Raw genomic sequence first — 11,208 nt, forward strand, 5'->3', positions numbered from 1 at the left:
AATACCGAGATTCCCGATCCCTAGGGACCTTCAGGTCCACCTGGCCGAAGGTGGTCTCCAGCTTGCGGGGGTAGTAGCCGTTCCTGCGGCCTCCGTGCACCTGCAAGAAGGCCGTCCGGTCCAGCTCCAGAACCGTCTGCAGAACCTCGGCTACTGTCTCCCGCACCGCTTCCCTCAGCAAGATCCGCAGGGTATCCTGATCCAAGGGGCACCTCCTCCGTCTAAGGTGTGCCCCCCTATTAAACACAGACCCTTACACATAATTCCTTACACGACCTCAATAGCTCGTCTAGAAGGCGCGAGGGGTGTTCTTTATAGGAGCTATAAATAGCTTGCAGATCGCGGAGAAGGGGATGGGGCAGAGGACGCTTAAGCGCCTTAAGCAGATCGACGATGCAGCGCCGATCTATCTGGGGATTCCTCGACAAATCACGAAGAAATATTTGCACCTCACGCTGAATCTTCGGCAAGGTTTCTATAGGAACGGCCGTTTGTGTTGCCAGTTCAGAGAGCAGTTTAGTCTGCACTTCAGAAAGTATCGAATCTATATCAAAATCTGCCTCTACACGAGGCGTATCTTCCTCACATCGTATCAGATCGTAAATACGGTACTTTGAATCCAAAACCTCTCTTTTATCTAAGTCATGTCACGTCCCCAGTACTTGGCCTCGGCTATGGCCAAGGCCGGGGCGTACCGCTTGACCTCGTCCGTTTTATGCCCTACCGCTTTCCGTTTGGTGTCCTCATCTGGGTAGAGCACATAGTCTGGGCGCTGAGGGCCTCCGGTGGCTTTGGTGGTGTCCTGTACCCAGTAGGCGAAGCCAAGGACCTCGAGGACGGGACGAATAAACTCCTCCTCGGTTTGAGCCTCGTTGGCATCTTTAAGAAGAGCTTCCTTTTCGCGATAAAGCCTCTGGAGTTTCGCTCGCACCGGCTCAGGGTCCTCACGCCATTCCTCACTCTCCGGCAGTCGGTTAACTAAAAAATGCTCACTAAAAAGGCCGTAGTTTCGGTAGGGGCGCTTTCTGCGAGCGATTTGCCCCTCGCTGTAAGCCCGTATAGACTCCCGAACCCAATCCGCAACCTCAAGTGCATCCTCTGTTCTGCGATAGCGCTCCTCTATCTCGGAAAGGAGCTTCTTCAACCATTCATTCTCAACTTTCACTCGAAAGCATTGGGAACCTTCTACATAGAAAAGATCTAAGAGGGTTTCCACATTACCAGCAAAAATCACTAGAGCGGAACCGCCAGCTCTGGACAAGGATTTTTCTATTTGCTTTACCGGGGGAGTAACAGCATACTGAACCCAGTAGACCTGAAAAAGGCCATCGAGGTCATGGAGTCGTTGAGCTGGATAGCTCCCAAGACGAACAAAAGCAGGCTTTGCCTTAAGATCACCGGGACCCGATTTTGGGTTTTTGCCCGCCATTGCTCAACATCCCCCCGTATCAAGACCTTTAGAGAATAATAACCCCAAGAGTTCTGTAAGGAAAGATACCCCCCTCAGCTAGGTGCCTAGCCTTGACAAGACAAAGGAGAGCTTACCCTTCCCTGGAAAACCTCATCTGAGGTTCCCATCCGCTTCTAGACCGGCGGCTCGGGGCGAAAGGGGCCCACCTCCCTGGCGATCCAGGAGCTCTAGGCCCAATGGTTCAGGGGCCCATGGCCGTGCCCCAGGGACGGGGCGCTCTCCAGGGCCCGGGTGAGGTAGGCCTTGGCCTCGAGGACCGCCGCCTCGAGGGGGCGCCCCAGGGCCAGGTGGGCGGCGATGGCCGCGGAAAGGGTGCACCCCGTGCCGTGGGTGTTCCGGGTCGCCACCCGGGGGGCGGAGAACCGCCTCAGGCCCTCCCCCGTGGCGAGAAGGTCCACGCTCTCCGCCCCCGGGAGGTGGCCCCCCTTGAGGAGCACGGCCTTGGGGCCTAAGGCGAGGAGGGTCATGGCCGCCTCCTCCGCATCCCCTAGGTCGCGGATGGGGCTTCCCAAAAGCCTTTCCGCCTCCATCCGGTTCGGGGTCACGAGGAAGGCCAGGGGAAGGAGGGCCTCCTTCAGGGCGGCCACTGCTTCCTCCCCCAGGAGGGGGTCCCCGCTTTTGGCCACCATCACCGGGTCCACCACCACGGGCCCCAGGCGGAAGTCCCGCACCGCCTTTGCCACCGCCTCCACGATGGGGGCGCTCCCTAAGGCCCCCGTCTTCAGGGCGTGGACGGGGAGGTCCTCGGCCACCGCCCGGATCTCCTCGTAGACGAACTCCGGAGGGAGGAGCTCCACCCGCCGCACCCCCAGGGTGTTCTGCACCGTGAGGAGGGTGAGGGCCGCGGCCCCATAGACCCCAAAGCGGCTAAAGGTCTTGAGATCGGCCTGGACCCCTGCGCCCCCGGAGGGGTCGGAACCGGCCACCGTCAGGGCTACCCGCATGGCTTACCTCCTTGAAGGACGGTTTTCAGGGGGCCAAAATGGCCCTATGCGAACCGTATCCGTTATCAAGGCCAGAAACCACCTGGACCTCCTCCTGGAATGGGTACGGCAGGGGGAGGAGGTTCTCCTCCTGGACCGGGGGGTGCCCGTGGCCCGGCTGGGGCCCGTTCCCCAGGCTCAGGACGAGAGCCTGAGCCTTTTGGTACGGAAGGGCCTGGTCCGATCGGGAACAGGTAGGCCCGAGCTCTAGGACCTCCCGCTGCCTGAGAGCCGGGGAAGCCTCCTGGCGGAGCGGCAGGGGTTTCCCCTTCCCCCTTAGCCGGGCCACGGCCTCACTCCAGGGGAAGGCCCCGGGTTTCTACCCCCACCCCATAGGCGAAGGCCCCCGCTAGGAGGAGGAGGGCCCCATGGAGGGCCAGGACCCCCCCGGGGCCCAAGGCGGGGAGGAGGAGGCCCGTGGCGTAGGGGGCCAGCACCCCGCCCACCCGGCCAAGGGCGGCGGCGAAGCCTGCCCCGCTCCCCCTCAGGGCGGTGGGGAAAAGCTCGGGGGTGTAGGCGTAAACGGCGCCCCAGGCCCCCAGGTTGAAAAAGGAAAGGAGGGCCCCAAAAAGGAGGACCTGGCCCGGGCCCTGGGCCTGGCCCAGGAGGTAGGCGAAGAGGGCGGAAAGGCCAAGGAAGCCCACCAACACCGGTCTTCGCCCCAAGCGCTCCACCAAAAAGGCGGCCAGGAGGTAGCCCGGCACCTGGGCCAAGGTGATGAGGAGGACGTACTCTAAAGAGCGCACCAGGCCGTAGCCCTGGGCCACCAGAAGGGAGGGGAGCCAGATGAAGGCCCCGTAGTAGCCCGCGTTCAGGGCCAGCCAGGCCAGGCCGATGAAAAGGGTGCGCCGCCTCAAGGGGGGCTGGAAAAGGGCCTTGTAGGGAAGGGGCTTGGGAGGGGGAAGGGGAACGGGCTCCGGAAGGGGGCCGGGAAAAGCCTTCTCCCAGGCGGCCACCACCGCCTCGGCCTCCCTCACCCGCCCCTGGGCCAGGAGGAAGCGGGGGGACTCGGGAAGGGATAGGCGGAGGTAGGCGGCGTAGAGGGCCGGAAGGGCTCCGGCGAGGAAAGCCGCCCGCCAACCCCAGGAGGGGACGAGGAGGTAGCCCAAAAGGGCGGCAAGAAGCCACCCCAAGGCCCAGAAGGCCTCGAGGAGGACCACCATCCGCCCCCGGTGGGCCCGGGGGCTCATCTCCCCCATGAGGCTCGCGGCCACGGGGAGCTCCGCCCCCAGGCCCACCCCGGTGAGGAAGCGGAAGAGGAAGAGCCAGCCCACCCCTGGGGCCAAGGCGGTGAGGAGGCTCCCTGCCCCTGCCAGGAAGAGGCTGTAGCCCACCACCGCCTTCCGTCCCAAGCGGTCCGCGAGCCGCCCCCCCAGGGCAGCCCCCAGGAGCATCCCCAAAAGCCCCGCGCTTCCCAAAAGCCCCGCCTGGGCCGGGCTCAGGCCGAACTCCCGGATCAACGCCGGGAGGGTAAAGCCGATGAGCCCCACGTCCATGGCGTCTAAAGCCCAGCCCAGGCCGAGGAGAAGGAGGAGCCTCAGGTGGGGCCGGCCCAGGGGCAGGCGTTCCAAACGGGCAAGGAGGTCCATACCGCTTCAGCCTACAGGGAGCTCCATCCGCGCCCCGCCCCGGAGCACCGCCTCCACCAGGTTCATGGGGCAGAAGGGGCCGCACATGCTGCAGGCCTTGGTCTTAGAGCCCCGCTCCTCCTTGAGGCGCCGGGCCTCCTCGGGGAAGAGGGCGAGGGCGAACTGCCCCTCCCAGTCCAGGCGGTAGCGGGCCTCGGACATCCGCCGGTTCCGCTCCAGGGCCTTTGGGTTCCCCCGGGCCACGTCCGCGGCGTGGGCGGCGATCTTGAAGGCGATGACCCCCTCCTTCACGTGCTCGGGGGTGGGCAGGCCCAGGTGCTCCGCCGGGGTGAGGTAGCAGAGCATGTCCGCCCCCAGCCACCCCGCCATGGCCCCCCCGATGGCCCCGGCGATGTGGTCAAACCCCGCGGCGGTGTCCACGGGGAGCATGCCCAGGATGTAGAAGGGGGCCCCCCCGGTGAGCTTTTTCTGGATCTGGACGTTGGTGGCGATCTCGTTCAGGGGGATGTGCCCCGGGCCCTCCACCATGGCCTGGACCCCGGCCCGCCGGGCCCGTTCCACCAGCTCCCCGATGGTGAGGAGCTCGGCGATCTGGGCCCGGTCGGTGCTGTCGGCCAAGGAGCCGGGCCGGAGCCCGTCCCCTAAGGAGAGGGTTATGTCGTAGGTACGGGCGATGTCCAGGAGGTCGTCAAAGCGGGCGTAAAGGGGGTTTTCCTCCCCCCGGTGGAGCATCCAGGCGGCCATGAGCCCGCCCCCCCGGCTCACGATGCCCGTGGTGCGCCCCGTGTTCCGGTAGGTCTCCAGGTTCTTCAGGGTCACCCCCACGTGCACGGTGATGTAGTCCACCCCCTCCTTCCCGTGCTCCTCGATCACCTGGAAGAGCTCGTCCGCGGACATGTCAAAGAAGTTCTTCCGCCGGGCGGCCCTAAACTCCGCCTCGTAGACCGGCACGGTGCCCAAGGGGACGGTGGCCACCTCCAGGATGCGCGCCCGTATGGCCTTGAGGTCCCCCCCGGTGGAGAGGTCCATGACCGTGTCCGCCCCGTACTGGATGGCCATCCGGGCCTTCTCCACCTCCTCCTCGGGGTTCACGTAGTCGTAGGAGGTGCCCAGGTTGGCGTTCACCTTGACGGAAAGCCCCTCCCCGATGCCCTTGAAGTCGCGCAGCGTGGTGTGGTTGGGGTTCCTGGGGATGACGATCCGCCCCGCGGCCACCCCTTCCCGCACGAACTCCGGGGAAACCCCTTCCTGCTCGGCCACGTAGGCCATCTCCTCGGTGACGATGCCCTTCCTTGCCGCTTCCAGCTGGGTCATGCCTTCACCCCCAAAAGGGAAAGGACCCTATGGGCCGTCCAGGGGGCCAGGAGGACGCCGTTCCGCCCGTGCCCCGTGGCGGCCAGGAGGCCCTTTTCCACCTCACCCACAAAGAGCTCCCCCAGGGGCCTGTACCCCCAGAGGGCCTCCCTAAAGCGCGCCCCCTCCAAGGGGGGAAAGCGCTCGTGCCCGTAGTCCGAAAGCCACCTAAGGCCAAAGAGGTCCACCCCGTCCGCAACCCCCTCCCGGGCGGTGGCCCCCAGGTAGACCCCTCCTTCCCGGGGGAGGAGGTAGCCCTCCCCGGCGAAGAGGGGGCCTGGAGGGGCGGGGCCAAAGAGGAGGAGGGCCTCCCCCTTCAGGGGGCGCACCGAAAGGCCGAACCGCCCGCCCCAGGCCCCCACGGCGAGGAGGACCGTGCGGGCCTTTAAGAGGCCCTCCCGCCAGACCACCCGCCCCTCCCCCACCCCCTCCACCTCCGCCCGGAGGAGGGGGACCCCCATGGCCTTAAGGGCCTCCAGGAGGGCCCTTCGCAGGTCCCTGGGGTTCACGTACCCCCCGGGGAAGCGCCTCGCCCCCCGGGCCCCCCGCACGGGGTAGGGCGGGGGCTCCTCCGCGGCCCAGAAGGCCCTTTCTTCCTCCGAGAGGGCCACGACCCAGGTGCCCCCGAAGCCCGCCTCCACCTCGAGGCCCCTCCCTGCAAGCTCCCTAAGGAGCTCGGGGTAGTACTCCAGCCCAAAAAGCCCCGCCTCCAAGACCTCCCCCGAAAGCCCCTCGGGGTAGGGGGCGAGCATGCCGGCGCTGGCCAGGGTGGCGGCTCCCGGCTTCTCCGCGTCCAGGAGGGCCACCTCGAGGCCCCTCTTCCTGAGCTCGTAGGCGGCGAGGGCCCCCACCACCCCCGCCCCCACCACCGCCACCTCGGTCACAGGGGCACCCCCTCCGTGGGGCTGGAAGGGCTCGCCCCCGCCCTCGGGCGCATGGGGCCCGCGAGGTAAGCCTTCCTTCCCGCCTCCACCGCCAACCGGAAGGCCTCGGCCATGGCCGGGGGGTCCTCCGCCTCGGCGATGGCCGTGTTCACCAAGACGGCGTCCAGGCCCATCTCCAAGACCTCCGCCGCGTGGGAGGGGAGGCCGAGCCCCGCGTCCACCACCACCGGGGGGAGGTGGGCCTTCTCCCGGGCGAAGAGCTCCAAAAGGGCCCGGGTCCTCACCCCCCAGCCCGAGCCGATGGGGGCCGCGAGGGGCATGACCGTGGCCGTGCCCAGGGCGGCGAGGCGCTTGGCCAGCACCAGGTCCGGCCCCATGTAGGGGAGGACGGTGAAGCCCTCCTCAAGAAGCCGCTCCGCCGCCTTTAGGGTTTCCAGGGGGTCCGGAAGGAGGTAGGTGGGGTCGGGGATGACCTCCAGCTTCACCCAGTCCTCCCCGGTGAGGATCCGGCCCAGGCGGGCGAGGCGCAGGGCCTCCTCCGCCGTCCTTGCCCCTGCAGTGTTGGGGAGGAGGGTGACCCCCTCCAACGCCTCCAGGAGGCCCACGTGCCCCGGGGCCTTGAGCTCCACCCGGCGCACGGAGACCGTGACCACCTCCGCCCCCGCGGCCCTTATGGCCTCCCGCATGACCCCAAAGTCCTTGAACTTGCCGCTTCCCAGGATGAGGCGGCTTCTAAGCTCCCTCTTCCCTACCCTCCAGGCGTCCATCTAGCCTCCTTGCATCAGGGCCACCACCTCCACCACGTCCCCCTCCTCCAGGGGGCGCTCGGGGAGGGCGTGGCCGGGAAAGGCCTCCTCGTTGAGGAGGACGGCCACCCGCTCGGGCTCCACGCCCAGCTCCGCCAGGACCTCCTTCAGGGTCTTGCCCTCGAGGGGCAGGGGCTTGCCGTTAAGGAAGACCATAGAGCCTCCTCCGGAAGGCCCGGGCCGCCCCCTCGGGGTCCTCCGCGTCCAGGATGGCCCGGACCACCACGATCCCTTGGGCCCCTGCTTCCAGGACCTGGTCCAGGTTCTCCAGGCTGATCCCCCCGATGGCGTACCAGGGCTTCTCCCCCAGGTTTTCCGCGGCCCAGCGCACGTAGGAAAGCCCCGCCGCCTTCCGCCCGGGCTTGGTGGGGGTCTCCCAGATGGGCCCCACGGAGAGGTAGTCCGCCCCCTCCCTAAGGGCCCTTAGGGCCTGCTCCGGGGCGTGGGTGGAGCGGCCCAAGAGGCCCCCGAAGAACCGCCGGGCCTCCTCCGGGGTCAGGTCCCCCTGGCCCAGGTGGACCCCGTCCGCCCCCAGGAGGGCCGCCAGATCGGGCCGGTCGTTGAGGAAAAAGGGCACCCCGTAGCGCCGGGCCAGGGCCAGCATCCTCTCCCCTAGGGCCAGGGTGGGCCTCGCCTCCCAGTCCTTGGCCCTAAGCTGCAAAACCTCCACCCCGCCGGCCAGGGCCCTCTCCGTGCGCGCCAAGGTCTCCTCAAAGGTCCAGCCCGGGCGCGGGGTCACCACCAAATAGAGCCTGCCGAGCAACCTTTCACCCCCTCAGGCCGGCGGCCGAGGCCCACGCGGCCTGAGGAAGGGGTGGGTTGTGTGGGGGGTCTTCCGCATAGGCTTCCCTCCGCCGGCATTACCCGGATCAGGTTCCAAGGGTTGCTGGGAAGGACCCAGCTCTCAGCCCCTCCATTGGGGCACCCCTAGCCTGTCCCCTCCACTATAGCAGAGGGGTGGGGCGGAAAAGGGGGGTGGACACACTCTGGGCCCGGCCCCCTTTCGGAGGAACCGGGCCCAACCCCTCAAACTGGCCGGCCTAGCTCAAAGCTCGGTTAACCCCAGGGCTACCCCCACCCCTCTACGGCCGGCAGGCACCCTGGTCCTGGAGCCATGCCTCTAGGCTAACCGATCCGTCGCGGAAAGTAAGGGTTACGTCCTCCCCAGGGCAGGGATCCGTGCCGTTCAGGTCTTCTTCATCGAGATACCCGCTAAAGCTCACCGCCCGCTGGTTGTTGTGGTCCACGTAGCCGTTCAGATCCACCCGAATGGGTCGGCCGTCGGGGTTCCACTGAACGTTGGTGACCTGGAGTTGGAAGACCATGTTCTCCGAACCCACCTGGGAGGTCAGGGTGAAGGAACCGCTTTGGGGCTGGAAGCTCTGGGTGAAGCAGTTGGCACCCCGGGTAAGCTGCCCGTTCAGGGTGAGCTCCAGGGAGAGGCCGGAAGTGGGATTGGTGCCCTGGGTGGAGAGGTCAAGCGCAGCTTGGATCCGGTCCTGGGCGCCTTCGGTAAGCTGGTAGGAGGCATCCCAGTTGAGCTGGGCTGTCTGGCCAAGGTAGCCAGAGAAAGCAAGCCGGGTGGGTTCCAGGATGTAGGTGCTGGCGGCGCTGCAGTTATACCAGGTGGCCTCAAAGTCAGCGTGGCCAACCTCATCGTCCCCTAAGGTCATATGGGCCTGGGCCGCCTGGGGGGCTTCCCAGCTCTGGCCGCTCTGATCGTGAGGCCAAAGGGTGGCCCTGCCGTTGTCCCAGTCCACCAGGAGCTCCGCCACCTGGCCCGACGCGGTCCACTTCACACCTAGGTCATAAGGGGACCGAGGGTCATAGGGCGTGGGGTTGTTGGGATCGGCGGTATAGTCCCAGCCTCCCCGGGGAAGTGCATGATTCTCAGAGGGGTGGTTTAGGGGACGAAGGCCCGGGAAGGGGAAGAAACCGGGCAAAGTCCCTCCAAAAGGTGCTAGGGCGAGCGATTCTAGGCTCAGACCATCCATCGGATTCCCCAGGAAAGCCTGGAACGCAGGATCTTGGATGAGTTGCTGGACGACCTGCTGTTGCGTTTGGGTGTGTTCGTCCAAGGCCTGGCCAAACTCCTGCTGGGACATACCCCCCTGGTTGCCCCCACCGCCTGGTCCACCGCAAGCGGCAAAAAGGGCTAGGCCAAGGGCCAACCAAACCTTCTGGACCTTCATCCGCCTCACCCCCTTTTGCTCGTTGAACTCCCCTTGCTTCCAATGTAGCACCCCCTTGCCGAGGGATATCCCAGGGATTCCCCGGGGCCTTCCCGGGGTGGGCCGGGGGGGATAGGGGCTACGCCCTCTATACCCTTGACTTTCATAGGCTCATATGTATACTGAACCCCAACCGCCCCCCAGGGGCGGGGGAGGTGGAGGGATGCTGGACCGGTTGGCGGAAGAGGAGATCCGGTACCTGGAAGCCATGATCGCCCGCCTCGAGGCGGGGGAGGAAGACCCGGAAGATTTCCGCGTTTACCGCCTGAAAAACGGCATCTACGGCATCCGGGGCCGGCCCGAGCACCACATGATCCGCATCAAGCTCCCCGTGGGGCGGATCACCCCGGAAGGCCTTAGGGTCCTGGCGGAGGTGGCGGAGCGCTACGCGGAAAACCGCCTGGCCCACGTGACCACCCGCCAGGCGGTGCAGCTCCACCACGTGCACCGCCGGGACGTGCCCCAGGTCCTCCGGGCGGTGAACCGGGTGGGCCTCACCACCCGCGAGGCCTGCGGCCACTCCATCCGGGCGGTCACCTGCTGCCCCTACGCGGGGGTCTCCCCGGAGGAGCCCTTTGACGTGACCCCCTACGCGGAACGGGCCTACCGCTACTTCCTCCGCCACCCCGTGGGGCAGAACCTGCCCCGCAAGTTCAAGATCGCCTTTGAGGGCTGCTCCACGGACCATGCCCGCACCCCCATCCACGACATCGGGGTGGTGGCCGCGGTGGAGGGGGGAAAGCGGGGCTTCCGCATCTACGTGGGCGGGGGCTTGGGGGCGGCGCCCATGGGGGCCGAGCTCCTGGAGCCCTTCACCCCGGAGGAGGACCTCCTCCCCACCATGCTGGCGGTCATCCGCCTCTTTGACCGCTACGGCAACCGCAAGGTCCTCACCCAGGCCCGGCTCAAGTTCCTGGTGAAGCGTTGGGGCATCGCCGAGTTCCGGGAGGCGGTGCGGGAGGAGCGGCGGATCGTCAAGCTCACCGCCAGCGGGGCCGACCTCGAGGCCTGGACCCCCCCTGAGGACCCCCCACCCCCCGCCCTCCCCACCCCGCCCAGGAAGCCCCTCTCCTTCGCCCCGGGGTTTGAGGCGTGGCGCCGGACCAACCTCTTTCGGCAGAAGCAGGAGGGGTTCTACACCGTCACCGTCCGCCTGCCCTTAGGGGACATCACCCCCGAGGGCCTAAGGGCCCTGGCGGAGATCGCCGAGGCCTACGCAGGGGAGGTGCGGAGCGCCATCAGCCAAAACCTCCTCCTGCGTTTCGTGCCCGAGTGGGCCCTAGGGGGGCTTTACGAGGCCCTGTTGGAGGCAGGGCTGGCCCAGGCGGGGGCCCACACCCTCCTGGACATCACCCGCTGCCCCGGGGCCGACACCTGCAACCTGGCCATCACCCGCTCCCGGGGCCTGGCCGCCGCCCTGGAGGAGCGCCTCCAGGCCCTGCCCCTGGCCCAGGACCCTGCGCTGCGACCCTTAAGCCTCAAGATCTCCGGTTGCCCCAACGCCTGCGGCCAGCACCACATCGCGGACATCGGCTTCTACGGCGCAAGCCGCAAGGTGGGGGAGCGCGAAGTGCCCCACTACACCCTCCTCCTCGGGGGCGGGACCCGGGAAGGGGAGGCCCGCTTCGGCCAGGTGATAGGCCGCGTCCCGGCCCGCAGGGTGCCGGAGGCGGTGGAAAGGATCCTAAAGCGCTACCAAGCGGAGCGGCAGAACGGGGAAAGCTTCCAGGCCTTCCTGGACCGGGTGGGGACGGCCTCCTTCAAGCCCCTCCTGGCGGACCTCCAGGAGATCCCCCCCTACGAGGAGGCCCCTGCGCTCTACGAGGACCTGGGGGCGGAGGGGCAGGCCTTCAGCGTCTCCTTGGGGCGCGGGGAGTGCGCGGTGTAGGAG

Annotated in this window: 12 protein-coding genes and 1 riboswitch; of the genes, 2 read left to right on the forward strand and 10 right to left on the reverse strand. The window is 67.1% G+C overall.

Translation table 11 applies throughout. From position 1 onward, the window contains the following. The 3 genes from B043_RS0109350 to thiD form a co-directional block, all read right to left on the reverse strand. Positions 1-247: transposase (locus tag B043_RS0109350; RefSeq protein WP_026234212.1), on the reverse strand; the 247-nt coding region annotated here is incomplete at its 3' end. A 390-nt stretch (positions 248-637) separates the two neighbouring features. Then, positions 638-1,144, reverse strand: a complete 507-nt coding sequence (locus B043_RS12845) for a hypothetical protein (protein WP_155987422.1) — start codon at positions 1,142-1,144, stop codon at positions 638-640. Between the two features lie 494 nt (positions 1,145-1,638). Next, on the reverse strand, positions 1,639-2,415 hold the full coding sequence (gene thiD / locus B043_RS0109370; RefSeq protein ID WP_018461804.1) for a bifunctional hydroxymethylpyrimidine kinase/phosphomethylpyrimidine kinase: 777 nt from the start codon (positions 2,413-2,415) through the stop codon (positions 1,639-1,641). A 46-nt stretch (positions 2,416-2,461) separates the two neighbouring features. Here thiD and B043_RS0109375 point away from each other — a divergent pair, with 46 nt between their 5' ends. Continuing rightward, positions 2,462-2,665, forward strand: a complete 204-nt coding sequence (locus B043_RS0109375) for a type II toxin-antitoxin system Phd/YefM family antitoxin (RefSeq protein ID WP_015065277.1) — start codon at positions 2,462-2,464, stop codon at positions 2,663-2,665. An 82-nt stretch (positions 2,666-2,747) separates the two neighbouring features. Here B043_RS0109375 and B043_RS0109380 read toward each other — a convergent pair whose 3' ends face one another. From B043_RS0109380 to B043_RS0109410, 7 genes are all read right to left on the reverse strand, one after another. Continuing rightward, complete coding sequence (locus B043_RS0109380) at positions 2,748-4,043, reverse strand: MFS transporter (RefSeq protein WP_015065278.1); 1,296 nt, start codon at positions 4,041-4,043, stop codon at positions 2,748-2,750. 6 nt (positions 4,044-4,049) lie between these two features. Then, positions 4,050-5,357: a phosphomethylpyrimidine synthase ThiC gene (gene thiC, locus B043_RS0109385; protein WP_015065279.1), complete on the reverse strand. Its 1,308-nt coding sequence runs from the start codon at positions 5,355-5,357 to the stop codon at positions 4,050-4,052. Continuing rightward, complete coding sequence (locus B043_RS0109390; RefSeq protein ID WP_015065280.1) at positions 5,354-6,280, reverse strand: FAD-dependent oxidoreductase; 927 nt, start codon at positions 6,278-6,280, stop codon at positions 5,354-5,356. Before B043_RS0109390 ends, thiC begins: the two co-directional genes overlap by 4 nt. After that, positions 6,277-7,047 (reverse strand): thiazole synthase, encoded by a 771-nt coding sequence (locus B043_RS0109395; RefSeq protein ID WP_015065281.1) that lies wholly within the window; start codon positions 7,045-7,047, stop codon positions 6,277-6,279. Before B043_RS0109395 ends, B043_RS0109390 begins: the two co-directional genes overlap by 4 nt. Then, positions 7,048-7,242 (reverse strand): sulfur carrier protein ThiS, encoded by a 195-nt coding sequence (gene thiS, locus B043_RS0109400; protein ID WP_015065282.1) that lies wholly within the window; start codon positions 7,240-7,242, stop codon positions 7,048-7,050. It abuts the gene before it with no gap. Next, positions 7,229-7,849, reverse strand: a complete 621-nt coding sequence (gene thiE, locus B043_RS0109405) for a thiamine phosphate synthase (protein ID WP_018461805.1) — start codon at positions 7,847-7,849, stop codon at positions 7,229-7,231. Before thiE ends, thiS begins: the two co-directional genes overlap by 14 nt. Before the next feature lie 66 nt (positions 7,850-7,915). Beyond that, positions 7,916-8,025, reverse strand: a riboswitch (TPP riboswitch). 143 nt (positions 8,026-8,168) lie between these two features. Further along, complete coding sequence (locus tag B043_RS0109410; protein WP_155987423.1) at positions 8,169-8,885, reverse strand: hypothetical protein; 717 nt, start codon at positions 8,883-8,885, stop codon at positions 8,169-8,171. 595 nt (positions 8,886-9,480) lie between these two features. Between B043_RS0109410 and B043_RS0109415 the strand changes: the two genes are divergently transcribed. Further along, positions 9,481-11,205 (forward strand): nitrite/sulfite reductase, encoded by a 1,725-nt coding sequence (locus B043_RS0109415; protein WP_018461807.1) that lies wholly within the window; start codon positions 9,481-9,483, stop codon positions 11,203-11,205. Positions 11,206-11,208 lie beyond the last annotated feature (3 nt).

This window comes from Thermus oshimai DSM 12092 (assembly GCF_000373145.1).
Classification (GTDB): Bacteria; Deinococcota; Deinococci; order Deinococcales; family Thermaceae; genus Thermus; species Thermus oshimai.